This is a genomic window from Campylobacter estrildidarum, from assembly GCF_005406205.1.
Classification (GTDB): domain Bacteria; phylum Campylobacterota; class Campylobacteria; order Campylobacterales; family Campylobacteraceae; genus Campylobacter_D; species Campylobacter_D estrildidarum.
In genome coordinates this window covers 1-26,008 of the sequence record NZ_NXLZ01000013.1, presented here as the reverse complement: position 1 = coordinate 26,008, position 26,008 = coordinate 1, and the positions used below count along the sequence as shown (strand labels likewise).

Below are 26,008 nucleotides of genomic sequence, written 5' to 3'. Positions count from 1 at the left end.
ATTTAAAGCCCTATATAAAAATCAAAAATTATTTTTAATGTTTGTAAAAATCCTAAAAAGGTAAAACCCAAAATAAAACCAATAAAAATACTTTTGGCAAAAAATTTTAATTTTAAAAAAGCATAAAATGCCGCCATACAAAAGAGTATAAAAAATACAAGGGAATTAAAAAGTAAAAACCATTCTTTCATATCTTACTCCTAGTATTATTTGATCCATGCGGATGAACACTCCCTGTAAATGCACAAATGCATTCAGTGGTAACCACGCCTTTTCCACCAAGTCCTAAGTCAATACTAGGGCTATCGACTTTTACTTTGCTCGCTTTTATGTTGGCATTTTCACAAGTGATATTGATATTTTTGTTTGCTTGGATGCTTTTATTTTCACAGGAAATACTAATATTTTTGTTTGCCTTTATGTCTCCATTTTCACAAGTGATGTTAATATCTTTAATTACATTAAGTTTTAAAGTGCTTGTTTTAGAGTTGTATTCTAAATGGGTGCCATCTTCAAAATCTACATTAAAAGTATTTGTATCCGTATTTTTAGCCTTATGTTTTTCCTGATAAAGTCCGCGTAAAATCACACCTGAATTTAAATCACCTCTTATAGGTAAAACCAAAACTTGCTCTCCTATACGCAAAGGCGAAAAACTCACAGCATAAGAATTAGATATAGCTTGAAATACACTTAAAAAGTCAGTTACCATTTCACCAATAGCAACCTTAGCTTTACCCTCTTTAATATCGCAAATAATACCTAGTTCATTCATTTTAAAACCTTTGAAATAATTAAATCGCTATTGTCGCTGAGCCATTCGCAAACCACTTCATTATTTTTTGCTAACTCAATAATAGAGCTTATTGTTTTCTTGCAAGTTTGTAAATTTAAAGCCTTTATGTCTATTTTTTGAGGTGCTTTAATAGCCCAATATGTTTTAGCATATCTATTCAAATTTTCTAAAACTTCAATACTAAGTTCATTTTCACTAGCAGCTTTTAAAAATTTATCAAATTCGGCTATAAGAGCATTTAAAAAGATAGCTTCTTTATTCTCCAAATCTTTTTCATCTCTTAAAGCAGCAAGTTTTAAGCCTTCCCAATCAATACCCTTACCAAAATCATCTTTTTTCATATAATATATACCTTGTCTAGTAAGTCCTGTTAAAACACATATATCTTCAAGACTTTTTCCTTGTACAAAAAGATTTCTAGCAAGTTCTCTTTTACTCATAAAATTTTTCCTTTAATTTTCTTGAAAAATTATATTTTTTATTTTTTTTAAAATCAGTCTATATAAGCTTTAAATAGGTATTTAAAAAGCATTTTTTATTTTATGATTATGTGAAAAATTGAAAGGAATAGAGTGCAAGGATTATTGCTTGAAATTAATTCTAAAAATACAGATAAAAAAATCAAAATTTCACCTATTGGAATAGCTCATGGTCTTGATGGACGTGTATTTAAAATCGATGGAGAAAAACTGATTAAAAATATACAAAAAAACGATCTTGACATTGTACTTAATTTAAATCATCAAGGAGGAGAAGCTTATGGCTGGTTTGATAGAAATTCATTAGAATTAAGAGAAGATGGCATTTATGCAAGTTTAGAATTAACACCCAAAGGAAAGGAACTTGTTGAAAATAAAGCTTTTAGATACTTAAGTCCTGAATATTATGTAGATGATGATAAAAATGTTATCCATTTGGATGCTATGGGACTAGTAAATCAACCCAATCTTTTAAACAAAGCTTTAAACAAGATTAAATCACTGGTAAAAATCAGTGAGAATAAAATTAAAAAAGAAAGGAATATAATGAACGAAGAATTAGAAGAGCTGCGAAAATTAGCAGATGAAGCAGAAACTAAGGCTGAAAATTTAGAAGAATCAGCCAATCAAGCAGAAGAGAATGTAGGCAAGGGGGAAGATCCTAGCACTATAATTGAAGCTTTAAAAAAAGAAAATGAAGAATTAAAATCAAAGCTTGCAGAACTCAGTGCAAAATTAGAAGAAGTTTTAAACAATAATGAAAAGGAGCAAGCTGAGCTTAATAAAAAACGCCTTGACTCTCTTTTGCAAAATGGACTTATTTTACCTAATCGCTATCAAAAAGCTTTGAACATGAAAGGTAAATTTTTAGAAGATTATCTTGATGTTTGTGAAAAAGAAGCAAGTATTGTTTTAGGTAAGAAAGAAATCAATTTTACAAGCAAAAGAAAAGAACTTAACGCTTATGAAGCAAAAGTTTTTAAACAACTTGGAATCAAAGGAGATAAATAATGGCTTTTACAGAATTAACTACTGCTTATATGCAAGCAGTAAATAAAGGTTTTAGTACTATTTTTAACAATGCTCTTGAGAATGGAAATAAAGATTATGAAAAATTTGCAATGATTACTAATGCAAATTCTTTAGTTGTAGAATACCAATTTTTAGCATCTTTACCAAAAATGCGTGAATGGATAGGCGATCGTCAATTTAGCAAACTCAAAGGACAAGGCTATACCATTACTAAAAAAGACTGGGAAAGCTCCATTGAAGTGCCACGAGATGTGATAACTTATGATAATTTAGGAATCGTTAGACCGCAAATTGAAATGTTAGCTTATGAGGTACAAAATCATTATAATGACCTTATTTTTACCCTTTTAGAGCAAAATGAAACTTGTTTTGATGGTAAAGCATTTTTCTCAAACGATCATGATATAGGTGGCGTGTCCTTTTCAAATCTTGGAGACAAAAAATTAAGTGCACAAAGTCTTATGGAAGCTAGAAAAAACATGCGTGCCCTGACTAACGAAAGCGGACGCACCTTAAATATTAATCCTGCACTTTTAGTAGTTCCTTTGAGTTTGGAAGCTAAAGCGCTTGAGATCGTAAATAGTGATTTGATTAATGGCTCAAGTAATGTTTTTAAAGGTGTAGTAGAAGTATTTACCTCTTCAAACTTAAAAGATCAAGATGCTTGGTATTTGGTTGACAATACTAAACCTATTAAGCCTTTAATTTTACAAATTAACAAGGGTGCAGAGTTTGTAGCTAAAGACAATCCTACCGATGAGGCTGCATTTATGCGTAAAACTTTTCAATATGGAATCGATAGTGAAGATAATGCAGGTTATGGACTTTGGCAATTAGCATACAAATCAAGTGGAAAGGCGGAATAATGGATAATATTGCTTCAGCTAATAAGCTTAGAGAACAAAATGAGGTTTTAAAAATAGAAAATTCTAATGATGAGAAAGAAAGTTTCGAACAAGAAAAAGAAGAATTCTTAAAAGAGAAAGAAAGTTTCGAACAAGAAAAAGAAGAATTCTTAAAAGAGAAAGAAAGTTTCGAACAAGAAAAAGAAGAGATAAAGAACCTTAATGACAAAAAAGGCAAAAAATGATACCTTTGCTAACTCCTCCTAAGATGCTAGCTCTTACTTTAAAAGAGTTAGCACTTATGAAAAGAGCACAGCAAAACTTAGCAAATATCGATGAAATCACAAGAGAAGTGGTTGCCAAAGCTGCAAAAGATGCAGATGATGTTTGTAAAAATAAAAATGTTGCTAGTTTTATTTGGGAGGATTTTGCATATATTCGTATAAAAATTTATCTTAAAATCGTCTTAGATGATGAAGATAAAATGCTTTTAGACAATGCTTTAAAACAAATACAAAATGCTCCTGTGATAGATCAAGATGGAAATTTAAGTTCTTTAAGGCTTAGAGTAATACAGAGAAAGGATAGATTTTAATGACTCTAGAAAGCACAAGTAAAAAACTTTTAAAGCATTTTGATGCCATAGGTATAGCAAATTATGAAGATATAAAACAAGGTGGACTTTACTTAATGCTTGAAAGCCTCACGAGTATCAATCATCATAAAGATAGTGCGAGTTTTTCTTTGATTTTTAGCTCACATACTTTTAATAAAGATAAAAACTCACTTATTAGTCAAATTGATGAACTAAGACTAAAGCTTTATGAATTTGATACGACAAAAAAACTTTTAAGTAGCATTGAAAGTGGTTTTATAAACTCTTCATTATTTGCCTATAGACTTAAATTTAATATAGAAATTTTTTCTAAGCCAGAAGGAGATCAAGATGAAAAAAAATCCTTATTTTAAAGAATATGAATTTAAATGCAAATGTGGTAAGTGCGAACTACCAAAAGGTGTTCCAAGTGATGAGTTAGTCGATGTACTTTGTGAAATTAGAGGGCACTATAATGCACCTGTTACTATAAATAGCGGATATCGTTGCAAAGAACATAACGCAGAAGTAGGTGGAGCTAAAAGCTCACAACACACCATCGGCAGTGCGGCTGATTTTGTGGTTGAAGGTGTAAAGACTGAAGATGTGCATCAATATGTTTTAGAAAAATATGGTAATAAACCTTTTGGAATTGCTATAAAACATAATTTTGAAAATCCTTTTGGTGGTTTTGTCCATATTGATACCAGAGGTAAAAAAGCCAGATGGACTTATTCTTAAGGAATAAAAATGTTTAGCTTTATTTTGGAAAAGTTTTTTGGTGTTTCAAATATTATCATTGTTTTGCTTTTAAGTGTTTGTGGGTTTTTGTATTATGAGAATCACTCTTTGGTTCTTGAAAACAATCAATTAAAACTCACAAAAGAATATTTAAAAAATGAAATCAAAACAAACAAAGAGCAACTTTTAAAACAAAATAAAGCATTTGAAAATTTAAAGCTTGAGTTAAAACCTAAAGAGGCTTTAAAGGAGGTTTCAAAGGTAAAAGAAATTTTTATTAAGGACAAAAACTGCGAAAGTGAGCTTAAAGCTTATAAAGAGCTTTTTAAAATTTTAGGAGCTAAGCAATGAGAATTCTTTTTTATATTTTTATACCTTTTGTTTTTACAGCTTGTGCTCCTAAAGAGCTTTTAATTAAAACGCAGTATCAAGAAGTCAAAATTCCTATAAAGTGCCCCTTGAAACTTCCTTTAAAGCCTTTTGATAAGGGTGATTTAGAAAGTGCAAAACAAATCAGTTCTTATTATCTTGAAGTTGAAAATATAGCAAAGCAATGCACCGGAGATAACAAATGAAAGAAAGTAACAAATCAATTAAAAAAGATTTTATAAAAGAACTCTTTATAGCTCTTTTATTTTCTAGTTTTGCTTTGATTTTATTTTATGCGTTTGAAATTTTAACAAGGAACTAGCATATGAAATTTGAAGATATATTTATCTATTGCATTTTAAGTATTGTGAGTGTATTTGCTGGACTTGTAGGTATAGTAACAAAAGACAAATTAAAACCTTACAAAGATATAAAAGGTAAGTTTTTAACCTTTGTAAAAGGAATGCTAGGTTCTATGTTTGTAGCTTATCTTGTATTTGAAATAGCAAGTTATCTTGATTTTGGATTAAAACTAAGTGTCGCTTTTGGAGGTTTTGCAGCTTATATGGGAACAGATGCATTGCTTAAGATAGAACAGCTTGTAGAAAAGCTTGTAAATAGAAAAATAGACAAAATGTAATATCTTTGTATTAATCATTTAGATTTAAAAGATTTTAAACGCATTTTAAAGCTTTTTAAAAATACTTTTTTGGATTAAAAATGGATAAGATGGAATTAAACGAAATAAGAGCAAGATTAAAAGCATTGAAATTTAACCATAAAGAGGATAAAAAAGCAAGAAAAGAAAGGATTTTAAAACAAGGCTTCAAAGCTTTTGTTTTTGAATACTTTGCTCATCATATTAATTTTATTAAAAAAGAAAGCTCGCTTTTTAGAAATTTTATTTATGATAATATTGAAAAACTAGAAAAAACAAGCAAACATCTTTGTTTTAAAGCTTATCGTGGTAGTGCTAAAACAACACTTTTGGTAAGACTTTGGACGATTTACTCGCTTCTTAGTAATAAAAAGCAATACGCTATAATTATTTCCTCTACACTGGATATCGCAAGTGAAAGTATAGCTACTATAAAAACGGAACTTGAAGAGAACGCTAAATTAATCAATGATTTTGAGATTAAATTAGGTGATGAATGGACTAGTGAGGCTATAGTTTTTATAAGTGGCGGTGAATATAAAAAAATCAAAGCCTTTGGTGCTGGTAAAAAAATAAGGGGAACTAATTATTTAGGAAAAAGACCCGACTTAATCATTTGTGATGATATAGAAAATGATGAAAACGTAGAAAGCAAAACCCAAAGAGATAAACTTTACAAATGGTTCAATAAGGCGATTTTAAAACTGGTTGCAAGAACTACAGAAAATTATTTGTATTTAGTCGTTGGCACTATTTTACACCAAGATAGCTTATTAAATCGTTTAAACGATGATAAACGCTTTTTAATCTATGATTTTCCTTTGGTATTAAATTTTCCAGATAGTCTTGATTTGATTGATAAAAATAATATCTTAAAAGATGATCTAAGAGGTTTTAAAATTGATGATGAGAATTTAAACAAAATAGAAATTTTAAAAGAATATTTTGCAGATACATCAAGTTTTTATAGTGAATATCAAAATAAAGCTTTGAGTAGCGAGACTGCTATTTTTAACGAATATAAAGTCATAGAAAAAGAGCAAGATTTTGATTTGGTAGTTTTAGGAATTGACCCTGCACTTGGAAAAGCAAAAGGAGATTATTTTGCTATTGCAGAACTCAAAAGAATAGAAAAAAATAAATTTCACTTAAAAGCAAGTGGTTATAAAATTTCTCCAAGCAAAATGATAGATGTGATATTAAAACTTTATATAAAATATTTAAGTTTAGGCAAAGTAGTAAAAATAGCTATTGAAACTATAGCCTTTCAGGAGTTTTTCAAAGATAAATTAAAAGAAGAAGCTTTAAAACTCGGCATAGTTTTAAGTGTTTGTGAATTAAAAAATAAGGTTACAAAAGAACTTCGTATTGATAGTTTAGCTCCTTATATTAACGACGGCACGATTTTAATAGATAGTAATTCAAATTTACTTGTTGAAGAAATGCTAACTTATCCAAAGGCTGCACATGATGATTTATTAGATGCTTCCGAGATGGCTTTTAGAATTGCTTCAAGTGCAGGAAGTGCAGACTATAAAGCGATAAATAGATTACTTAGCAAGAAAAAGTTTAAAAAAGGATTTTTATGAGAATATTAAACAAAACTTCAAGAAAAAGTGTAGCAAACAGTGTTGATTTCGATACTATAATCAGTGCTCTAAATAGTGAAAATTTTAGCGAACTTATAAGTATTTATGATTATTTTAAGCGTTTTGATCCACAAATTGCAAGCGAGGTAATGAAAAGACGTTTTAAGATGTGTTCTTTTCCTATGTATATAAGCTGTAAAGACGAAAAACAAAAGGAATTTTTGCAAGATTATTTGGCTAAGAGTGATTTTAGAAAATTTGTATTTGAAATGAGTGCCGCGGTTGTTTATGGTTTTGCAGCATTTTTGATTGAATGGAAAGTTAAGGGTGTTAACGTTTTGCCAAATCTTAAATACATAAGCCCTAGATTTTTTTCAATGGATAACAAAGAAAGATTATTTTTTTATAGTGAAGGCAAAAAGCTTTTTATAGATGAATGTGATGATATATTTTTACATTTACATCCTAGCGATTCAGGTTCTTTTATAGAACAAGCTCTTTTTTATAATGTCATCAACATTGCCGTTTTAAAACAACTCGCAATGAGTAAAAATATCTCCTATCTTGACAATTTAAGCGTTCCACCCATTATCGTAAAAACTACAAATGCAAAAGATGTTAAAGAAATCGAAGAACTTTTAGTACAACTTAGTCATATAAGGAGTGCGAGTGTTGGAGTCTTTAATAAAGAAGACATGATAGAACTTTTAAATTCAGGGCTTTCAACTTCTACTTTTACTGATTTTTTAAGATACTGCGATGAAGCTATTTCAAAGTTAATTAGTGGACAGGTTTTGGCAGGAAATGCTGTACAAAATGGTACACAAGCTTTAGGAAATGTTCATGAAGAAGTTAGACTTAATGTAGGCGAAATGGATACGCTTTTTTTATCAAAAAGCATACAAAAACTACTAGAACAAATCTTAAAGCTTAATTTTGCTAATCCATGTGATTTTGAGTTCATTTTTGATACAAACAAAGAAATCGATGAGCAGTATTTAGCAGGAGTTTATAACACTATTTCAGGGATGGGCTATGAAATACCAACTGAATTTTTAGCTAAAGTTTTTAAAATAGAAGGATTAAAGAAAAAAGAACAAAACAACGATAATTTTGCTCTTAACTCTTTGATACTGGAAAAAAATAATAAACTTACAAAAGATAAAATAGAATTAAATGCAAATGCTGAAGAAGAAATCAGCGATGAAATTTATGAAAAAATTAAAAGCTTTTGGGAAGAATGTGAGAGTTATGAAGAATTAGAAGAAAGGATTTTTAAAGAATATCCTAATATTAGTTTTGAAAAATTAAAAGAAAGCTTAGATAAAAAAATAACTCTTGCATCTATGCAAGCTCTTTTGGATACAGGTAATGAGTGATATTTTTAATAAAAGTGTCGATGAAGCTTATGCTTATCTGGAAAATAAGGGGTTAAAAACAAGTTTTAAATACCATGAGATCAAAAAAACAAGCACACGATAGAGCCTTTAGTGCAGCAGGTATTATGAAAACAGATATTTTAAATGATTTACATGAAGAAATAAAAAAAGCAATGAAAGAAGGCACAAATTTTAATGAATTTAAAAACAATTTAAAGGATATTTTAACACAAAAAGGCTGGTATGGTAAAAAAGAGATCATAAATCCAAAAACAGGAGAAAAACGCATTATAAATATAAATGCGAATCGTTTAAAAACCATCTATCACACTAATATGCAAAGTGCTTATGCAAAAGCAAGAGCTAAACAACTTAGTTTATATACATATAAAACTTACTGGGTTTATAAATGTGCACTCTTAGAAGATTCTAGGAGTGAGCATAAAAAAATGCATAACGTCGCTATACATAAAGATGATCCTTTTTGGAGAACTTCTTTTCCGCCAAACGATTATAATTGTAAATGTAAGGTTATAGCAGTCAGCGAAAAAGAAGCGAAAGCTAAATACAAAATTTTAAAAAATCCAAAAAGTATAGCTTCTAAAAATTTTTCCTATGATAAAAGAGAAAACACACAAATTCCAAAAGAAACAAGAATAAGTCTAGATGAGAGTTTAGAAAATTTACCAAAAACAAAGAGTTATGAAAATTTAAGCGATAAAGAACTTATAGCAAAAGTTTATGAAGCTTTTAATGTTAAAAAAGGAGATTTACTTGTCGATAAAATTGGTGATGTGGTAAGCTTGGACGATGATTTTTTTTATGATAAGAAAAAACAAATTACTAAAATAAAGAAACAAAATCGCCATTTTTATATTGATTATCTACCAAAGCTTATTAATGATCCAGATGAGATTAGACTTTCTATGGAACAAGATCCTTACTATAAAGGTTTTACGAAAAAAACTTATATTAAATACTTTTATGATAAGGGTGTAAAAGCACTTGTGATGGTATTAAATCAAAAAGGAAATCAAATCAATAATAAAACTATATTTCTAAGCGAAGATAGCGAGTATTTTAAAAATATATTAAGCCAAGGAAAGCTTATTTATAAAAAGTAATAATCAATCAGCGACTAAGCCCTAAGCATGATGTTCCCGCGTCGCATCTGGGTTTTGGTTTAAGTAAAATAATTTACCCAAACATCGCTTAAAGCGACCAGAGAGCGTAATGATTGATTACGAGATATTATAAAAAATCTTATTTTAGACTTTGCTTAAATAAAGCCCAAAGCATGTCCTTTACTTCAGCCTCCATTTCATTTGCTATTCTTTGATTCATATTCAATTCTTTATCTATAGGTAAAAAGGGTCTTGCTACTACTTTTTTGCTTCCAAATTGATGCACACTAGCATAAGCAAAACCTTTATAAGTTGCATTCAGTGCCACAAATGCTCTATCATTTTCTACTCCATTGTGTAAAGAACTTTGCATAGATCCAGTTGCAAAAAGCTTTTTAGTATGCATGATCTTTTGTGCTCTTCTTGAATTTAATGTACTTTGTTTTAAAGGAGCCCATTTTTTCGCATTAGAATCTTGTTCTTTTTCTAAATTTTCTTTACTTTCTTTGTAGAGTTTTTCAGCAAAAATCTCTCTTAAAATGATTTGCTTTTTTTCATCTTCCAAATCTTCGCATTTTTTCAAAAGATTTTCAAGACCCTTAAGAGTAAAACTCTTCATCAAATAAACCTTTTTGAGTTTCTTTTATGTAGTGTTCGGCATATTTGTCTATCTTTACAAGTTCTATAGAAGTAAAAGCATAGCCACATTTAACACATCTTCTAAATCTCTCATTAATATCTGATTTTATTGTTTTTAAAACTCTTGTTTTATCGTTAGCACACCTTGGGCAGAACAATAGCAATCCTTAATCAAGAAAGTTTTTAAGAATTATAACTATTTTTTTTATTTTTTTTCAGTTTTAAGAATTTTCTCTAAAACGACTATCATGGTTGTATAGTCTTTTTTACTAAGATCTAAAAGTGAAAATACATCCTTTTTTAAAGTTTTTTTACAAAGTCTATAAAAACTAAAAACATTCATTTTATTTTGTTTTAAAAGAGCTTTTAAGTAAAAAAATTGTTTTACAGAGCCATTTTGTTTTAATATCACTCTACCTTTTAAATCAGGAATAAAAGACAGACTATCTTTAATTTTTCCATCAAAAATACCCAGTAAAATTTTGAGTTCATTTATGCTTAAATCTTTAGAGCTTTTTACTTCAAACCTTAAGGTTAAAAAATCCTGCCAAGCGTTGTGTTTTTTGTAATATAAATATTCTTTGTGCATATGAATTTTAGCTAAAAGTTGCTTTCTTAATGTAGCTTGTTTAGGGCTCATAAAAGCCCCCTTATATAAAGTTCTCTTTTTAAAAAGTTCCAGCTAAGACCACTTACACGGGATATCTTAGAGATATTTAATTTGCCATTTTTGTATCTATAAAAACCATTTTTATCATTTAAAATATCTTCTAAAAGCAACTTGAAATTCTTTAAAGCACACTCTCTCGTACTCATTTTTATCCTTTTTAAAAACTTAATTAAGCCCATTAGTTTTAATGGACTTGTTAAATTTTTTGGCTTTTTTAAACATATTTCATTTTTGTGTTAAAAATTTTTCATATTTTTAACATTTCAAAAGTTCAGGATTTTCGTGGATATTGCCGATGATTTCATAATTCTCAAGTGAAATTTCACTTATTAAGTCTATATAACTACTATTATACTCTGATGCATAAAATGAACCATATTTGAAAATGATTATATAAGTAAGAATACATCCATCATGATATTCACATCTTATAATATCTCCTTCATAAATCTTTTTGCCATTTTTATCATAAAATCCAGTCCAAAGTTCGATTTCTATATCATTATCATAATTTTCGCTCATAAACTCAAATTCGCCTATTTGACCTTCGTGTGTATTTCCTGCAAATATTCTATTATTTAAAATTGCTATTGTCTGATTTTCAATATATTTATTTATTCCTTTATCCCAAACCCTAAAATCAAAATCTTTTAATTTCATTATTTATCCTTTAAAAAAAACTTTTTAAAAAAGCCTTTGTTGCTTTGTTCATTTTCATATTCTTTTGCAAGTTTTTTAATATTTTCAACTAATTCACTTTTTTCTAAAATTTGTCTAATCTCATCATCTAATCTAAAAACTATGTCTTCTTTTTTTCTACTTTTCAGAAGAGTAAGTGTTTTAAGTAAATTATTACCCACAAATTCGCAAAGTTTTTCCATTAAAATATCTATCTTATCAAGTATTTTTATAGTTTTTGAATTTTGTTTTGCACCAAAAAGATAATGATATTCCACTTCTTTACTTTGAAATATTTCAAAATATTTAGTATATTTTTTTCCATTAAAAATCTCAAGTGCAATAAAATTTTCAACTTGAAATGTTCTAAAACTTATAATCGTTTCTGTTAATATATAAGTATTATCAATTTTAACTGATTTCATTTGTTATCTCCATTTATGTTTTTAGTAACCTCTCGCCACTCTTCATCGCTCTTAAACTCGCTATTAAGTTCTTTTAAAAGCTTAAGTGCTTCATCGTTAGACAAATTAGAAAGAATGGCTCTTATTCTTTCTATTGGCTTGGTATCCTTATGAATCATTCTAAAGAATTCCTCTTGCTCTTTTATGCTTAAATCTTCAAAAAGTTCAGCAAGATCATCAGCATCTATATCTTCTAAATCACTTGCATCTATACTTGCATTTACATACATTTTTTATCCTTTTGTTTTAAATTAAGTTTTAAAAACTTAATCAAATCCGCCTTAGCGGACTTGTTAAATTTTTAATTTTGAATTTCTAAGCTTTCAATCTTTGGTTCTATTCTAAAATTATCTTTTGTAACCCTTTTAAGTCCAAGTTTTACTAAAGTGCTATCTTCAAGTTCTACTATGGCTTCTTTGTTAAGTTCTTCTTTGTAAGTGATACACTCATTAAGCCCATAGCTTTTAAAGGCTTTAATTAAACTTTCTAGTTTTTCTTTTACACGTGGTAAAGATACACTTTTACTTAAGCGATAACCAATTTTGCCAAAGGTAAATTCCTTAGATCTTTTTTCAGCAAATTCATGCTTATTATTTTCACAAAAAGTAGTGATACAAGCTTCTATATATCCAAGCTCATCGCTTAAAACTTTAATCTCTCCTGCACGGCTTTCTTTGATTTCATTACAAGCTAAAGTTACCTCTCCATTGATTTTTTCTATTTGCACACTAAGCTCTGCTACTTTTTTAAGTGCTAAATTAACATCTTCAAAACTATTTATTTGCATTTAAATCTCCTTTAATTTATATTTTTCGATTTGATAATCCCAAAGAATCACACCATATTTTAAAGATATGGCATATTTATTTCTTTTCTTGACTATCCTTAAACCCTTATAAGGGCAACTCCAAAACTAATTCTTTAATGCCTAGCTTTTTAGCAAGCTCAGCTTCCATAAACATACTTGTTGAATTTTTAGCATCTTTGTGTTTGCTAAGATAAATATAATCACAAGCTTTTAAAAGTTCTTTCCCCATTTGTAAAGCTTTGTCTCTGTGTTTGTTTTCATCTAAATAGCTAAATTGTAGTATGGGTGAAACAGGTGTAAAATCTTCACATTCACGTATAATTTTTAAGCATTCTTGCTCGGCAACGCTTATAGCTAATGATTTGCGTCTGCTTTCTTGCACAGCTAAGCCTTTATAAGGTGAGGCTATATAAACTAATGGCATTGTTCTCCTTTTTTTGATGATTTTAGGGTTTTACCCTTTTTAAGTCTTCTTAAAAAAAGACTTAAAAAGAAAAAAACACGATTAAAGTGCTTTTAAATTAAGCACTTTTATTCAGCTTTTTATTCAAGTGAAAATTAAGAATTTTTTGTGCAATATGATCAGGATAAATTCCTTTTAAAACATCCACAAAAGCACCGCTTTCTTTAAAATAAATACTCACACCTCTTACTTCAAACAATGAAGCACTATAGTCTGCTTTTTCGCCTTTAATCATTGTTGTCATGATCTACTCCTTGTATTAAATTGTTTCTTTTTGTTTTTTCTTGCTCTATTAAGTCTAAAGTTTCAAAGATAGCAAGCCATTTATCTTTATTTCTAGGACTTTTTAATTTTTTAATAGCGTGTTTATAGATTTGATGAACACGTGTCAATGAAATACCTAGTTCTTTTGCTATCTCTTCAAAAGTCATAATATAACCATCTCACTCGCACTTAATATAAGCTCATCGTTTATTTCACATTCCTCAAGTTCTGCAAGTCTCAAAGCCTTTTTTAAAAGTTTTGCACTACTTCTAAAATTGCCATTTGTGAATTTAAAATAACTTTTGCCAAAAAATTCATCACTTTCTTCCTTACTAAGTCCTTTCATCATCCACTTACCGCAAATTCTTGAGTAAAGTTGTTTAAGCTCTTTATTTTTACCCATTAGATTTTTATATAAAACCTCGGTTCCTACCAAGATCAATGGCACTCTAGCAAAATCAGCAATACGTCTTAAATCTTCCAGTGCTTTAAGTGGCAAATATTCAGCTTCATCGACAATCAAAATCTTTTCATTTGCTTTTAAAAATCTTGCAATTGCTTTTAATTTAGAGGCATTATTATTATTTGCTTCGATTTTAAGTGCAAGAAGTAATTCATCAAGCATTACTCCTACGCTTGTATGGCAGGTTGCTTCTATTAAAATGCTTTGGGGTTTGTTTTTGATAAATTCTTTTATAATAGTCGTTTTGCCTGTTCCTGCCTCTCCAAAAATAAGAGCGATTTCTTTTTCATTCACAGCTTCACTCATAACAAAACTTGCCATAGAAAAATCTCTACTTTTAAAGATAGTTTCTTTTTTGATTTCTACTTCATTTTTACCTTGATAATTTGCTATAAAATCTCTTATCTTTTTAGCCCATAAAGCCACATCACCTTTATAGCTAGCACTTTTAATCTGTGAAATCAAACTAGCACTCGCTCCAATAGCACGAGCTAATGCACTTGGTTTCATACCACTTTGTTTTAAAAAACATTCTAATTCTTGACTTAATTCTTGCATATTTATTCCTTTTTATATTTTTTATAAAGCCTTTTAAAAAGCTTTTAAAAACTTTCAAAGCGTGTTTAAATAGACTTTAAAAGCTTTTAAAAACTTTTGTCAATATCCTGCCTTTTTCGCTGCATTTTCCCATTTAGGAATTTTGCGTTCAAGTTTTACCTCACTCTTTTTAGCAAAACGTTCCACATCGCCATTGCTTACAAGAGTATTTGAAAATTCAAGTTCTTCTTTAGCGTTATTGCTGATTTTTACTTTTGGTGCTTTTACTTTTTCTAGTTTTTGTGTGCCAAGTTCTAGATATTTCTCCATATTCTTTTCTAAAATCACTCTTTGCTTATCGATTTTATCTTTACTTGCTTTTATAGCTTTATTTACAAGCTTTCTAGCTTCTTTGGCTTCTTCAACACTCACTCCAAGTTCAAGGTCTAGATTGTTAGCTACGCAAATAAGTTCTTTTTGTTTATCAAAGCAAAAGATTTCATTTTGATTATTGAGATTTTCACACACATACACTTCTTCATGGATGTATAATTTTGGATTATAAAAAAGGGTGCCGTTTAAGCTTAATCCTTTATTTAATATCTTTCTTAGTTTTAGCTCGCCACCTAAATACATACTAAGACTAAGCTCATCCATAGCAATTGCATCTTCTATTTTTGTCTCATAACTTTCTTTTGGAGTAGCACCTAGCCGGTCGAGCCATTTATTATTCATAAAATACGCACTATAATCATCTATGCAAGCTCTCATAAATTCAAGTGTTTTAAGTCTTCTTTGATTGGTTTTATAGCCTTTTTTAAGACGTCTTTCCTTTTTAGAATAAAAAAACTCAATGGCTTGTCTTTCTTTGATATTAGCCCCTATGTATCCAACCAAGTTTGCAGTGAGTGAGTTTTGCAAATCTTTAAATTTATTTTCCACATAAGGCTTAGTCCAACCGCTATAAGCTGGCATAGCTTTATAATCAATATTTAATCTCTCTAAAAGAGCTTTGACATTTTTGCTTAAAAATGCCTTGCCATTATCCGAATGTATGCATTTTGGTAAGCCATAAGTGCTAATGTATTTTGCAATAGCTCTTGCTATGCTTAAACTATCTTCACTAAAGCCAAGATAAAAACTGGCTACACCACTATAGGTATCGATTAAAGATATAATAGTATAGCGTTTATGCCAAGAGCACTCCTCACCTTTTAAGCCGTATTTTTCATTAATAAAATCCACTTTACAAATGGCATCAAGCGGACTTGCATCAATCTCTACGATTTCATTAATGGTAGAAGCTTTCCAATTGCTCACCCCAAGTGCAGGCAGATGACGACTTATGGCTCCATCTTCTCCATGTAAGATGATATTTTTTATAAGCTTGTTTTCTTTTAAGTATTTTTTCATACTTCTTAAAATACACTCATAGCTTATAAACTCATCTTTTTTGCCTAGAAAATCTTTCAAATCTAATTTTCCATTTTTTGCAATTTCATAATTTATAATGCGATGGATATTAGAAGCATTAAGCCTTCCTTTTTGTGCGAGCAAGGTATTTACAAAAAGTTCTTTTATACCAAGTCTTTCGATCTCATCTGCTTTTTTATTTTCTCTTTTATCTACTAAAGCATCAAGCCCATGTGCTAAATATTCTTTTTGCCAAGCAAAGAGTTTGTTTTGCGTGAGTTTAAACTCATAAATTTTCTTAGCATTGATATAGCTTATAAAATCATTAGTGCTTATCTTGCCTTTAGCATGAAGCCACTCTTTAACCACAGCAGCTTTTTGCAAAGCTAAATTTTGCTTTTTAGAACTTGCTTTTGCAAATTCGCTTAAGCTATCTTTGTTTATTTGTATTTGATTTTCACTAAGTTTGGTTTTGTCAGTGTTTTGTACTTGTAAAGCATTAGAATTTTTAAGCAAAGCATCATCATTTAATGGCTTGCTTAAAACTTCTTTGCTTAGCTTTGTGTTATTTTCTACAATTGTTTTATTTAAATAATAGTGCGTTAAATCCTTGTTAGAACTTTTATTGTTTAAAAACTCATGGCTTATATCTTCTATATTAAAACCTTGTTCTACTATCTGTGCTTCTTCTTTGCTTAAAGGTTTAGACCAGATTTGGAGAGTTTTACCTGCGTGACCACCACGACAACCTTGTAAATATTTAAAGTATAAATTTTGATACTTTATTTTGCAAATTTTTTTATCATTTATAGAAGCTCTAAAACATGCCTTTTCTAAACTCTTTTTATTTATGTTATTTTCTATTGCAAATTCCTTGCTACTTATCCACATTAAGCCACCTTAAATCCATCTTTTTCTAACATTTCTTTTAATTCCTTGGCTCTACCTCTTATGCCTTTTGTTTTCCCATAGCTCATATTTAAAAGCAGTCTATAGTCACTCTCTTTTAGCTTTTTAAATTTAGCCCAAGTGCGAAGTTTAAACCCTTTTTCATTCATTTGCTCTGTAAGAGCGGTATATTTTTTACGCATTTTCACTCCTTTATGGTATAATCAGCTAAACCACTCTTAAAAAGAGTGATAAAGATGATTTTATAACTCGAGCTTGAAAGTGATTTTAACTTCCAAACTTTGAGTTTTACAACCACCTTTTTACACTTTAAACTTCCATTTTAAAGCTTCAAAAGCGACATTCTTCCTACCCACCCGAACCTCTTTTAAAAATTGCCTTTTTGTGATACAATTCTTTTAAAAGTAATAGAATTGTAGTATAATTTTTAATACTTGTCAATAAATTTTTACTTAAAAAGGATATATTTTGATACTTTCTAAAATTTTAAAAGAATATAGATTCTATAAAAACTGGACGCAAGAAGATTTAGCTAACTATTCAGGAGTATCATTACCAACCATAAAAAGATATGAGGCGGGAAACGATAATGCAACCACAACAAATTTAAAAAAAATTGCAGATGCACTTGAAGTTGATGTATCTAATTTTTTGTCTCCCAATTTGTCTCCCAAAAGTAAAAAAAATGTCTCCCAATCTACAAATTTAAATAAAAATTTGTCTCCTAATCAAACGAAGCTTAAAAAACCGCAAGAGGAGAGTTTTTACTATATTCCTAAGCTTAATATTAATGCTTCTGCTGGAGGTGGCAATGAAGTTGAAGGATTAGAGCATTATGAGAGTGGAGAGCTTATGGCTATAGATAAAGCCTTTTTTAAAACAATTCCGAGTACTAATATTAAAGCTATTCGTGTGGATGGGTATTCTATGACACCTATGCTTTTTCCTGATAGCTGGGTGATTTTTGAAGAAGGCTCTGATTTTAAAGGCGATGGATTGTATGTATTAAATTACAATGGACAGCTTATGGTAAAGCTTTTACAACTTAATCCTTTTGAAAACATTTTAGAAATAATTAGCGTAAATAAAGAATATAAAAGCTACAGCGTAAAATTAGACGAATCACAAATTTCAGTTCTTATAAAAGGTAAAGTTTTAAGGTCTGTAATATAATTTAAGTATATTTAAAAGGCTTTGTAAAGTATTTTTAAAAAGAATATAAAAAATATGTAAAGCTTTTGTAAAAAAAATGTAAAGTGATATGTAAAAATTTGTAAAGAATAAACCTTCACTTTGATTTCTAAAAAAACTTAATCAAAATACTATAAAATAATACTTTAATTAGATTTTATATCACTTTGCTTTTTTACATAACTTTATAACTTCTTTGGATTTAAAACAAAAGAACTTTCATAATCTTTTTTTGTTTGCTTATTTTTCTTTGTTATCCATAAATCTTTTGTCTCAAATATTCTGAAATAATATCCACTATCATCAAGAATTTGATATTTTCCATAATAAATTTATAACTTTTATATCAGTTGAGTCGGATAATTTAGAAATTTTATACGCCAAAGAAGATAGAGGTTTTGCACCCTTTAAAAATGAAAATGACTATTTTATATGCTTAATAGCCCAGAACAATTAATGTAAATTTCAGGATCTTCATCTTTTGAAATTCTCAAATAATAATAACCCTTAGAATCCATTAGTGATGAAGAATAAGAAAATTCTTCATCATTTTTAACATAAATTCTTTCTTTTACTATCATTTGAGGTTTTAAAGCTTTTAGTTTTTTGTAAAACTCGTAATCTTCCTTGGTAAAAATCATTTTAACCAGACAAAAATTTTCAGCTTTTGTATTTACTTTTTTTAATTCTTGTTTTAAAGAACTTTGAATTAAAAGTTGTAAATAATCAATATTGTAAGAGCAATAAACTAATACATCACGCCAACCTCCTACGCGGGTTGCGATTTCTATGACTGATAATTTAAATTTATGCTCCTTAGTATTAATTTTATCAAGTTTAATCTCTATATGTGAAGCACCAAATTGAACTTTAAAAGCATCTAGAATACGTAAAATCGTTTTTGTGATGATGTCTTTTTCTTCTTTGGAAATTCTTGCAGGAACTAAGTGTTGTGTTTCTAAAAAATCATCCGCAAATTCGCCTTCTCTTAGGTATTCTTCTGTAATGGCTACGATTTGATGTTTGCCATAAGAACTTATCGTTTCTACGCTAAATTGTTTGCCTTTTAAAACTTCTTCAGCCAAAACGATTTTATTGTAGGAAAAATCTTTAGCTTCATAATAACGTTTTTTTAAATTTTCTTTATCAAATACCTTTACAACTCCCCTTCCAGCACTTCGATCACTTGGTTTTATGATAATAGGAAATTCAGTAATCTGATCTAAATCTTTTTCATCTTTGAGTATAAAGTATTTAGCATGATTGATATTATTTTTTTCAAACACTTTTTTCATTAAGCTTTTATCAGTAGTATTTTTAGCACATTCGTAAGAATTAGTTCCAAGGCCGAGTTTTTCTCCAACATAACACGCTGTTAAATTTCCAAGTTCTGTAGCAGCTGTAGCAATACCTACGATGTTAAATTCAGTAGCTAATTCTAAAATTTTTTCTTTATCTGCTATAGAAATAGGGTGAAAATAATCTGCTAAATCTTTACAAAAACAATTTTCATTGTAATCAAAAACATGAGCGATAAAGTCTTTTTTTACGCTTAGAACCAAATCTGCTTGTAAATCACCACCGCCAATAATAAAAAAATGTTTGTTTTTCATAAAAAATTCTCTTATATTATTTATTTTAATTATAGCAAAATATTAATAAAATAAAAATATAGACGATATTTGGAAAATAATTTTTTTAAGGAAAGTGATGAAATTTTGTAAAAAATGTGTGATGCCAGATACTAAACCTGATTTGCATTTTGATGAAGAAGGGGTTTGCGATGCTTGTCGTTCTCAGGAAAATAAAAATAAAGAAATCAATTGGCAAGAAAGAGAAAAAGAATTTTTAGAACTCATTAAAAAATATAAAAAACATCCTATTTATGATTGTGTTATAGGAGTAAGCGGAGGTAAGGATTCCACTTTTCAAGTGATTAAGATGCTTGAGCTTGGACTTAATCCTTTGTGCGTTTGTTTTGAACCCAGTATTCCTACTAAAATAGGACGTAAAAATTTAAAAAACCTTAATAATTTAGGTGTTGATCTTATTCATATTAAAAGAAATCCAAAAGTTTATAAAAAACTTGCAAGAGAAGCTTTTATAAGAACTGGGGATAATGAGTGGCAAAACCATTTGGGAATTTTTACTTCTGTTCCACGTATTGCTGTTAATTTTAATATACCTTTAATTATATGGGGTGAGAGTCCGCAACTAGAATATGGTGGCCCAGCAAGTTCTAAAGATAAAAATGTTTTAGGAAGAGAGTGGCTTGAAGAATTTGGAGGACTTTTGGGTAATCGTGCTTCAGATATGCTAGGAGTAGGTGGAATAGATGAAAAAGATTTATATCTTTATACTTATCCAAGCGACGATGAACTGAAAAGAGTAGGAGTTACAGGACTATTTTTAGGATATTATTTTAAATGGGATTATAAAAATAATCTTATAATCTCTCAAAGAAATGGTTTTAAAACAAGTATTAAGCCGGTTGAAACTACTTATGAAAATTTTGAAAATTTGGATTGTTATTCTAATCACGTGCATGATTATTTAAAATACTGCAAATATGGTTTTGGAAGAGCAACGGATAATGCGTGTTTAGATATTCGTTTAGGGTATATTACCAGAGAAGAGGGTGTAAGACTTGTGCAAAAATATGATGGAAAACCACCTAAAAAAGCCATTAAAAAATACCTAGAATTTAGCGGCTTTAGTGAAGAAGAATTTCAAAAAATTGTAGATTCTTTTACCAATAAAAAAATTTTTAAACGCAATGAAAAGGGTGAGTTTTTAAGAGATTGCGATGGCTCTTTGATTAGAAAAGAAGAGTATGTTTTAAAATGATAGGTGTGATTGATTATAAGGCTGGAAATTTAAATTCGGTTTTAAAGGCTTTGGAAAAAATAGGGGTCAAAAGTTTTTTAGTCCAAAAAAAAGAAGATTTTTCTAAGGCGCAAAAACTTGTTTTACCAGGCGTTGGTTCTTTTAAAGATGCGATGACGCATTTAGAAAAAATGGAACTTATAGAACCTTTAAAAGAAGAAGTTTTGCAAGTAAAAAAGCCTATCTTAGGAATTTGTCTTGGTATGCAACTTTTTTTAGAAAAAGGTTATGAGGGCGGAATTTGTAATGGTTTTGGTTTTTTAGAAGGTGAGGTTGTTCCTTTTGAAAAAACTAATTTAAAAATTCCTCATATGGGATGGAATGATTTAGAAATTTTAAAGAAAGAGCCTTTGTATCAGGATATTCCTTTGCAAAATGATTTTTATTTTGTGCATTCTTTTTATGTTAAATGCAATGAAAAATTTATCAGTGCAAAAGCTCAATATGGCGATAAATTTGTAGCTAGTATTCAAAAAGATAATATTTTTGGCGTACAATTTCATCCTGAAAAAAGTCAAAATTTAGGTCTAAAACTTTTAGAGAATTTTTTAAGGTTTTAAAATGTTAAAAACGAGAATTATACCTTGTGTTTTACTAAAAAATGCACAACTGGTTAAAAGTATAGAATTTAAAGATTTTCGCATCATTGGCCATCTTACTTCAACGATGAGAATTTATAATGCACGTAATGTTGATGAGCTTATTATTTTAGATATCGATGCTTCTAAAAATGGGCAAATAGATTTTGAAAGTATAGAAGATCTTGCCAAAGAATGTTTTATGCCTTTAACTATAGGAGGCGGGATCAAAACTCTTGAAGATATACAAAGGATTTTAAATCTTGGAGCGGATAAAATCGCTATTAATTCTAAAGCCTTGGAGGATCCTAGTTTTATCTCTAAGGCGGCAAATCGTTTTGGGACACAATGTATTGTTTGCTCCATCGATGTTAAAAGAAAGGACAGCAAATTTTGTATCTATAGTAAAGATAACTTATTGGATATTGATCCTTTAGATCTTGCTTTAAGGTATGAAAATCAAGGAGCAGGTGAAATTTTGCTTACTTCTGTGGATTTTGAAGGAAAAGCACAAGGATATGATTTGGAACTTTTAAGTCTTTTCAAAGATAAACTTAAAATTCCACTTATTATTAATGGGGGCTTAGGAAAACCAAGTGATGCAAGTAAAGCTTTAAGTATGGGTGCAGATGCTTTAGCAGGAGCTTATATCTTTCATTTTTCTCAATACACTCCAAAAGATGTTAAAGAGGAGTTAGCTAGACAAGGTTTTGCTGTAAGAATGAGTTAAGATTTATTATGTACTTAGAATATAATGTTTATCTATAATGAGTAAAAAATTAATTTAAATTGAGAAAATATATCATTATAAATTTTTATTTTATAGAATTTACTAATGCTATATAAAAAAAATTTTCATCTTCTTTTGTAATGGTGAAATTATTTCTAAAATAAAGTTTTAATGCTTTTGCATTTTGTTTTAAAACACAAGCTTTTAGTTCTTTAACCTTTAAAATTTCAAAAGCATATTTTTTAACTTCATCCATTAAAGTCTGTCCTACTCCTTTTAAATCAGGCTTTGCATAAAGTCCAAAATAACAACTTTGTTGGTTGATATTGATAAAATCAATCACCCCTATGCTTTCATTTTTATCAAAAACTAAAAAATATTTTTTAGTTTTATCTTGTTTTAAGCTTTGAATGAAATTTTTATGTTTTTTAATATCAAAATTTTTAGTATGCATAAATTGATTGACTTTTTCGTCGTTTCTCCATTGCCAAACAAGCGTGATTTCTTGTTCATTAAGTTCGGTAAAAATTTTTAATGTTATCAAAGCTTATATTCCACTTCATAACCTTTTTGCGCAAGCCAATCAGCAGTTGGTCTTTGATTTTCAATATAGCATATGGCTTTAAAATTAGCTTTTAATATTAAAGCTTCATTGATCAAAGAACTTGCGCTTATGATAAGTTTAGTGCTTTCATTCATAAGCTTTGCAATATTATCGTGATCAATAAAAAGTTTTATATTAGAGTTTTCTTCGGCTAGTCTTTGAAGTTTTTTAATGTTTTTATTAGATGAGCTTGTTGCTATAGCAATTTTTTTATTTTGAGGCAGATCGTTTGCAATCTCCATAGAAAGATTTTTTATATCCGTCCCACCCATACAGATAAAAAAATCCCAAATTTTCTCTCTTTTTTCTTTGGATTCAATATAAAATTCATCCCTAATTAGAGCGTAAGAAAATCCACATCTTAGCTCACATTTAAAAGGAACCAAACCTTCATAATCACTTGCTTTTGCACAAGCGTTGACATTAAGCAATATATCACAATAATGAGGGTTTATTGTGTCATCAAAGCTTAAAATTTTAATTTTAGTTTCAAGTTTTATCAATTTTTCATCATCGGCTTTAATGTCATAATGATCAATCACAAGTAGATCAAATTTGTGCTCCTTGATAAGATGGATAAGCTCATAAATACTAGCACTTTGTAGTTCAAAAACAGGATAAGGAATCTCATCGATTAAAGAACCTTCTAAAGGCAAACAAGCAAAACTTACATCTTCGTATTGCTTTGCTAAAACTAGATCGCGTTTGATATGCCCAAAGCCTATTTGAATTGAACTATCACTTCTAAATAAGACTTTCATAATTAACCTTATAAAGTATTTTTGCAAATTCTAAATCTTGCGGTGTATCTATATCGCAAACTAAAGTTCTTGGTAGTAAAAATACACTTGAGTGAGGTTTAAACATAAAATGATTTTCAAGCCAAGCTTTGCTCGTACCAAAGTAAAAAGCTCCAGCATCATGGTAAGCTTTAGTAAGATCTTGAGAGCGGCTTTGGTAGTATTTTTCATCAAACATATAAACTTGTTTTTTTTCATCCAAATAAAAAGCCCTTTGTATAGGATAGTCGAATTCACAAGCACTAAATAAAAATTGACTTTTATTTTGTATAAAATTTTTAAAGGCTTGCTTTAAAATTTTAGCACTGATAAGTGGTGCTGTAGCATAAAGGCAACAAACATAATCATAAATTTGTCCCATACTTTGTAAATTTTGTATCGCATCTTGGATCACAGCGGTGCTTGAGGCGTAATCATCGCTTAAATGAGTAGATCTTTTAAAAGGAGCTTTTGCACCAAATTTTAAAGCTACTTCGATGATCTCTTTATCATCGCTTGAAACGATAACTTCATCAAAAATTTGTGAATTTAAAGCACTTTCTATACTATAAGAAATCAAAGGTTTTCCTAAAAAATCTACTATATTTTTTCTAGGAATTCTTTTTGAACCTCCACGTGCAGGTATAATGCAAAGATTTTTCATTTCTTGCCTTAAAATTATTTTTATTATGGTTTATTTTACCAAATTTTAAGTATAATCATCTTTAAATATTAAAAAGGTTATCAATGCTTGTCAATAAAACTTATGAAATTTCTTCTTGTGATGATGTAGAGCTTAATATCAAAAGAACTTCAAAATTAGAATATCGCATCACTTATGATGATGAAAAAGAAATGAAAGCTATAGTTTTTATATTAAAAGGATATGGAGCTAATGCTGACATTTATTTTTTAGACTTTGATAGAGAATATATCGCTAAAAAATTTGATGTAATCGCGGTTAATGTTTTTTATCATTGTTTTTGTCAAAGAAAATCAAACATAGAAAAATATAGCGCTACAATAACTTTTATAGAAGAAGATTTAGAAAATTTGCAAAAAGCTTTAGAAGGTATCGGCATAAAAGCACACGATTTAAGTGTCCATAATGCGAATAATTATTATCAAATTTTAAATCAAACAATATCAAATTTTAAATCAAACAATCAAATTCCTCAAAACTATCAAGCTTATTTTACTTCAACTTTTGTTCCACCAAATAATGAGTATCAAAACTATGGTATTATGGCTGCAATTGATCATATTAATGCTTTAAAAGATATCGCTAAAAACTATCCACAATTTGCAAATTTACCAAAGATTTACGGAGGAGCGTCTTATGGCGGATACCTGTCTTTACTTATAGCTAAAGTTGCTCCTTGGTATGTGGATGGAGTGATTGATAATTCAGGAGAAGCTTTACCTTCTTTAGCTTATCTCATAGGAAAAGATATAGGAAAATCTGATTATTTTTTTGATGATCCAAATACAATTGTAGGATGCAATGTTAAAACTCATTGGACTCGTAAAGATCCTAATTCACCCTATTATTTATCAGATGAAAATTATATGATAAGGTCAATTTTAAATTCTTCTCATCTTATTGCTCAGGTTAATGCTAATCCAAATATAATTTATATTTCTTATCATAGTTTCAGTGATGCAAATACTCCAGCTCAAGATAAAATAGAACTTTACAAATGCTTTAAACAACTTAAATTTGATGCAACTTTGCATCTAATCAAAGATGAAAAAGATATCGATGGTAGATTTATAAAAAGTTTAGATCACGGCATGAGGTTAAACATTAGAGCTTTATTTGAAAAAGAATTTCCTTTAATGCTTGAAAAATTAAAAGATAGAAATTCACCTATGAAAGAAAATTCTGTCTCTTATCCTTGTAAAGATAAAGTATTTAAATTTAAAGATGAAGGTGATGAGTTTAAGCTTGAGATTATTTAAAATTAATTTTTTAGTAAAATAAACCTTTATCAAGTGATTTTGAAAAATTCAAAATCACTTTTTAATCTTTCATAGCAAGCTCTAACATTTGTTTGATACTTTCAAAATTTTCAAAATATATAGGTCGCATAAAATCAGAATCTAAAGTTTTATTATAGTGTTTTTCAATTTCATTGATTAAATTCATTACATCTAAACTATCAATGATATTATCACTAACCAAATTTTGCATATCTTCATTAACATCAGCTCTGCCTATATTGATAAAAAACTGTTTAATCTCTTCCATTGTTTCTCCTTAAAGTTCTTTATAATAATTTCTATCAATCTTGCCATTTTGATTAAGTTTAAAACTATCTATTC

Annotated in this window: 39 protein-coding genes; 17 read left to right on the top strand and 22 right to left on the bottom strand. The window is 28.9% G+C overall.

All coding sequences use genetic code 11. The features are described 5' to 3' along the window. Window positions 1-2 precede the first annotated feature (2 nt). The 3 genes from CQA69_RS07340 to CQA69_RS07330 are packed head-to-tail and all read right to left on the bottom strand — an operon-like array spanning window position 3 to window position 1,236. Window positions 3-191 (bottom strand): hypothetical protein, encoded by a 189-nt coding sequence (locus CQA69_RS07340; protein WP_137621134.1) that lies wholly within the window; start codon window positions 189-191, stop codon window positions 3-5. Beyond that, window positions 188-775, bottom strand: coding sequence for a phage baseplate assembly protein V (locus tag CQA69_RS07335; protein ID WP_137621133.1), 588 nt, complete (start codon window positions 773-775; stop codon window positions 188-190). The genes CQA69_RS07340 and CQA69_RS07335 overlap by 4 nt, the downstream gene beginning before the upstream one ends. After that, window positions 772-1,236, bottom strand: coding sequence for a DUF1804 family protein (locus tag CQA69_RS07330; protein WP_137621132.1), 465 nt, complete (start codon window positions 1,234-1,236; stop codon window positions 772-774). The genes CQA69_RS07335 and CQA69_RS07330 overlap by 4 nt, the downstream gene beginning before the upstream one ends. 132 nt (window positions 1,237-1,368) lie before the next feature. Between CQA69_RS07330 and CQA69_RS07325 the strand changes: the two genes are divergently transcribed. The 12 genes from CQA69_RS07325 to CQA69_RS07270 all read left to right on the top strand — a co-directional run bounded on the left by CQA69_RS07325 (window position 1,369) and on the right by CQA69_RS07270 (window position 9,607). Then, window positions 1,369-2,286 carry a phage protease gene (locus CQA69_RS07325; protein WP_137621131.1) on the top strand — a complete coding sequence of 306 codons (918 nt, stop codon included), beginning with the start codon at window positions 1,369-1,371 and terminating at the stop codon, window positions 2,284-2,286. Beyond that, window positions 2,286-3,173 (top strand): Mu-like prophage major head subunit gpT family protein, encoded by an 888-nt coding sequence (locus CQA69_RS07320; RefSeq protein WP_137621130.1) that lies wholly within the window; start codon window positions 2,286-2,288, stop codon window positions 3,171-3,173. The genes CQA69_RS07325 and CQA69_RS07320 overlap by 1 nt, the downstream gene beginning before the upstream one ends. Next, window positions 3,173-3,397 carry a hypothetical protein gene (locus tag CQA69_RS07315; RefSeq protein WP_137621129.1) on the top strand — a complete coding sequence of 75 codons (225 nt, stop codon included), beginning with the start codon at window positions 3,173-3,175 and terminating at the stop codon, window positions 3,395-3,397. Before CQA69_RS07320 ends, CQA69_RS07315 begins: the two co-directional genes overlap by 1 nt. Further along, the gene (locus CQA69_RS07310) at window positions 3,394-3,747 is read left to right on the top strand and encodes a hypothetical protein (protein WP_137621128.1); all 354 of its coding nucleotides are present in this window, start codon (window positions 3,394-3,396) and stop codon (window positions 3,745-3,747) included. The genes CQA69_RS07315 and CQA69_RS07310 overlap by 4 nt, the downstream gene beginning before the upstream one ends. After that, complete coding sequence (locus CQA69_RS07305; RefSeq protein WP_137621127.1) at window positions 3,747-4,121, top strand: hypothetical protein; 375 nt, start codon at window positions 3,747-3,749, stop codon at window positions 4,119-4,121. The genes CQA69_RS07310 and CQA69_RS07305 overlap by 1 nt, the downstream gene beginning before the upstream one ends. Further along, the gene (locus tag CQA69_RS07300) at window positions 4,099-4,488 is read left to right on the top strand and encodes a YcbK family protein (protein WP_137621126.1); all 390 of its coding nucleotides are present in this window, start codon (window positions 4,099-4,101) and stop codon (window positions 4,486-4,488) included. The genes CQA69_RS07305 and CQA69_RS07300 overlap by 23 nt, the downstream gene beginning before the upstream one ends. A 9-nt stretch (window positions 4,489-4,497) precedes the next feature. After that, complete coding sequence (locus CQA69_RS07295; protein ID WP_137621125.1) at window positions 4,498-4,839, top strand: hypothetical protein; 342 nt, start codon at window positions 4,498-4,500, stop codon at window positions 4,837-4,839. Then, window positions 4,836-5,063, top strand: coding sequence for a hypothetical protein (locus CQA69_RS07290; protein ID WP_137621124.1), 228 nt, complete (start codon window positions 4,836-4,838; stop codon window positions 5,061-5,063). Before CQA69_RS07295 ends, CQA69_RS07290 begins: the two co-directional genes overlap by 4 nt. 119 nt (window positions 5,064-5,182) lie before the next feature. After that, on the top strand, window positions 5,183-5,497 hold the full coding sequence (locus tag CQA69_RS07285) for a phage holin family protein (protein WP_137621123.1): 315 nt from the start codon (window positions 5,183-5,185) through the stop codon (window positions 5,495-5,497). 80 nt (window positions 5,498-5,577) lie between these two features. Next, window positions 5,578-7,104 carry a phage terminase large subunit gene (gene terL / locus CQA69_RS07280; protein WP_137621122.1) on the top strand — a complete coding sequence of 509 codons (1,527 nt, stop codon included), beginning with the start codon at window positions 5,578-5,580 and terminating at the stop codon, window positions 7,102-7,104. Further along, a complete protein-coding gene (locus CQA69_RS07275; protein WP_137621121.1) occupies window positions 7,101-8,483 on the top strand; it encodes a phage portal protein family protein in 1,383 nt (460 codons plus the stop codon). The genes terL and CQA69_RS07275 overlap by 4 nt, the downstream gene beginning before the upstream one ends. 74 nt (window positions 8,484-8,557) lie before the next feature. Further along, entirely contained in the window at window positions 8,558-9,607 is a 1,050-nt protein-coding gene (locus CQA69_RS07270) for a phage minor head protein (protein WP_246023135.1), read from the top strand. A 139-nt stretch (window positions 9,608-9,746) separates the two neighbouring features. Here the strand turns inward: CQA69_RS07270 and CQA69_RS07265 are convergent, their stop codons facing one another. The 14 genes from CQA69_RS07265 to CQA69_RS07200 all read right to left on the bottom strand — a co-directional run bounded on the left by CQA69_RS07265 (window position 9,747) and on the right by CQA69_RS07200 (window position 17,097). Further along, window positions 9,747-10,226 carry a phage virion morphogenesis protein gene (locus CQA69_RS07265; protein ID WP_137621120.1) on the bottom strand — a complete coding sequence of 160 codons (480 nt, stop codon included), beginning with the start codon at window positions 10,224-10,226 and terminating at the stop codon, window positions 9,747-9,749. Then, window positions 10,207-10,404: an NrdR family transcriptional regulator gene (locus CQA69_RS07260; RefSeq protein ID WP_137621119.1), complete on the bottom strand. Its 198-nt coding sequence runs from the start codon at window positions 10,402-10,404 to the stop codon at window positions 10,207-10,209. Before CQA69_RS07260 ends, CQA69_RS07265 begins: the two co-directional genes overlap by 20 nt. 47 nt (window positions 10,405-10,451) lie before the next feature. Beyond that, on the bottom strand, window positions 10,452-10,886 hold the full coding sequence (locus CQA69_RS07255; RefSeq protein ID WP_137621118.1) for a hypothetical protein: 435 nt from the start codon (window positions 10,884-10,886) through the stop codon (window positions 10,452-10,454). Then, a complete protein-coding gene (locus CQA69_RS07250; protein WP_137621117.1) occupies window positions 10,883-11,062 on the bottom strand; it encodes a hypothetical protein in 180 nt (59 codons plus the stop codon). Before CQA69_RS07250 ends, CQA69_RS07255 begins: the two co-directional genes overlap by 4 nt. A 109-nt stretch (window positions 11,063-11,171) precedes the next feature. Next, on the bottom strand, window positions 11,172-11,576 hold the full coding sequence (locus CQA69_RS07245; RefSeq protein WP_137621116.1) for a YopX family protein: 405 nt from the start codon (window positions 11,574-11,576) through the stop codon (window positions 11,172-11,174). Continuing rightward, entirely contained in the window at window positions 11,576-12,019 is a 444-nt protein-coding gene (locus CQA69_RS07240) for a hypothetical protein (RefSeq protein WP_137621115.1), read from the bottom strand. The genes CQA69_RS07245 and CQA69_RS07240 overlap by 1 nt, the downstream gene beginning before the upstream one ends. Beyond that, a complete protein-coding gene (locus CQA69_RS07235) occupies window positions 12,016-12,288 on the bottom strand; it encodes a hypothetical protein (protein WP_137621114.1) in 273 nt (90 codons plus the stop codon). The genes CQA69_RS07240 and CQA69_RS07235 overlap by 4 nt, the downstream gene beginning before the upstream one ends. A gap of 71 nt (window positions 12,289-12,359) precedes the next feature. Then, window positions 12,360-12,845 (bottom strand): host-nuclease inhibitor Gam family protein, encoded by a 486-nt coding sequence (locus tag CQA69_RS07230; protein ID WP_137621113.1) that lies wholly within the window; start codon window positions 12,843-12,845, stop codon window positions 12,360-12,362. A 106-nt stretch (window positions 12,846-12,951) separates the two neighbouring features. Then, on the bottom strand, window positions 12,952-13,290 hold the full coding sequence (locus CQA69_RS07225) for a DUF7768 domain-containing protein (RefSeq protein WP_137621112.1): 339 nt from the start codon (window positions 13,288-13,290) through the stop codon (window positions 12,952-12,954). A gap of 97 nt (window positions 13,291-13,387) precedes the next feature. Next, complete coding sequence (locus CQA69_RS07220) at window positions 13,388-13,573, bottom strand: hypothetical protein (protein WP_137621111.1); 186 nt, start codon at window positions 13,571-13,573, stop codon at window positions 13,388-13,390. Next, entirely contained in the window at window positions 13,557-13,760 is a 204-nt protein-coding gene (locus tag CQA69_RS07215) for a sigma factor-like helix-turn-helix DNA-binding protein (RefSeq protein WP_137621110.1), read from the bottom strand. Before CQA69_RS07215 ends, CQA69_RS07220 begins: the two co-directional genes overlap by 17 nt. Continuing rightward, the gene (locus CQA69_RS07210) at window positions 13,757-14,614 is read right to left on the bottom strand and encodes an AAA family ATPase (RefSeq protein ID WP_137621109.1); all 858 of its coding nucleotides are present in this window, start codon (window positions 14,612-14,614) and stop codon (window positions 13,757-13,759) included. Before CQA69_RS07210 ends, CQA69_RS07215 begins: the two co-directional genes overlap by 4 nt. Window positions 14,615-14,713: 99 nt before the next feature. Then, window positions 14,714-16,897 carry a Mu transposase C-terminal domain-containing protein gene (locus CQA69_RS07205; protein WP_137621108.1) on the bottom strand — a complete coding sequence of 728 codons (2,184 nt, stop codon included), beginning with the start codon at window positions 16,895-16,897 and terminating at the stop codon, window positions 14,714-14,716. Further along, window positions 16,897-17,097: a hypothetical protein gene (locus CQA69_RS07200; protein WP_137621107.1), complete on the bottom strand. Its 201-nt coding sequence runs from the start codon at window positions 17,095-17,097 to the stop codon at window positions 16,897-16,899. The genes CQA69_RS07205 and CQA69_RS07200 overlap by 1 nt, the downstream gene beginning before the upstream one ends. Window positions 17,098-17,383: 286 nt before the next feature. Here CQA69_RS07200 and CQA69_RS07195 point away from each other — a divergent pair, with 286 nt between their 5' ends. Beyond that, window positions 17,384-18,088, top strand: coding sequence for an XRE family transcriptional regulator (locus CQA69_RS07195; RefSeq protein ID WP_246023134.1), 705 nt, complete (start codon window positions 17,384-17,386; stop codon window positions 18,086-18,088). Between the two features lie 446 nt (window positions 18,089-18,534). Here CQA69_RS07195 and CQA69_RS07190 read toward each other — a convergent pair whose 3' ends face one another. Then, the gene (locus tag CQA69_RS07190; protein WP_137621106.1) at window positions 18,535-19,719 is read right to left on the bottom strand and encodes an ATP-grasp domain-containing protein; all 1,185 of its coding nucleotides are present in this window, start codon (window positions 19,717-19,719) and stop codon (window positions 18,535-18,537) included. A 97-nt stretch (window positions 19,720-19,816) separates the two neighbouring features. Between CQA69_RS07190 and pseA the strand changes: the two genes are divergently transcribed. Genes pseA through CQA69_RS07175 form a run of 3 tightly spaced genes read left to right on the top strand, consistent with a single transcriptional unit; the run spans window position 19,817 to window position 22,300 of the window. Continuing rightward, on the top strand, window positions 19,817-20,953 hold the full coding sequence (pseA, locus tag CQA69_RS07185; protein ID WP_137621105.1) for a pseudaminic acid biosynthesis protein PseA: 1,137 nt from the start codon (window positions 19,817-19,819) through the stop codon (window positions 20,951-20,953). Beyond that, window positions 20,950-21,552 (top strand): imidazole glycerol phosphate synthase subunit HisH, encoded by a 603-nt coding sequence (gene hisH / locus CQA69_RS07180; protein ID WP_137621104.1) that lies wholly within the window; start codon window positions 20,950-20,952, stop codon window positions 21,550-21,552. The genes pseA and hisH overlap by 4 nt, the downstream gene beginning before the upstream one ends. A gap of 1 nt (window position 21,553) precedes the next feature. Beyond that, window positions 21,554-22,300, top strand: a complete 747-nt coding sequence (locus CQA69_RS07175) for a HisA/HisF-related TIM barrel protein (protein ID WP_137621103.1) — start codon at window positions 21,554-21,556, stop codon at window positions 22,298-22,300. A gap of 85 nt (window positions 22,301-22,385) precedes the next feature. On the opposite strand, the gene pseH is transcribed toward CQA69_RS07175, so the two are convergent. From pseH to pseF, 3 genes are read right to left on the bottom strand one after another with little or no spacing between them, the layout of a single operon-like run. After that, window positions 22,386-22,844: a UDP-4-amino-4,6-dideoxy-N-acetyl-beta-L-altrosamine N-acetyltransferase gene (gene pseH / locus CQA69_RS07170; RefSeq protein WP_137621102.1), complete on the bottom strand. Its 459-nt coding sequence runs from the start codon at window positions 22,842-22,844 to the stop codon at window positions 22,386-22,388. Continuing rightward, window positions 22,841-23,665, bottom strand: a complete 825-nt coding sequence (gene pseG / locus CQA69_RS07165) for a UDP-2,4-diacetamido-2,4,6-trideoxy-beta-L-altropyranose hydrolase (protein WP_137621101.1) — start codon at window positions 23,663-23,665, stop codon at window positions 22,841-22,843. The genes pseH and pseG overlap by 4 nt, the downstream gene beginning before the upstream one ends. After that, a complete protein-coding gene (gene pseF, locus CQA69_RS07160; protein WP_137621100.1) occupies window positions 23,649-24,347 on the bottom strand; it encodes a pseudaminic acid cytidylyltransferase in 699 nt (232 codons plus the stop codon). Before pseF ends, pseG begins: the two co-directional genes overlap by 17 nt. An 83-nt stretch (window positions 24,348-24,430) precedes the next feature. Between pseF and CQA69_RS07155 the strand changes: the two genes are divergently transcribed. Continuing rightward, entirely contained in the window at window positions 24,431-25,645 is a 1,215-nt protein-coding gene (locus CQA69_RS07155) for a DUF2920 family protein (protein ID WP_137621099.1), read from the top strand. 61 nt (window positions 25,646-25,706) lie between these two features. Here the strand turns inward: CQA69_RS07155 and CQA69_RS07150 are convergent, their stop codons facing one another. Further along, on the bottom strand, window positions 25,707-25,934 hold the full coding sequence (locus CQA69_RS07150) for a phosphopantetheine-binding protein (protein ID WP_137621098.1): 228 nt from the start codon (window positions 25,932-25,934) through the stop codon (window positions 25,707-25,709). Between the last annotated feature and the right edge of the window lie 74 nt (window positions 25,935-26,008).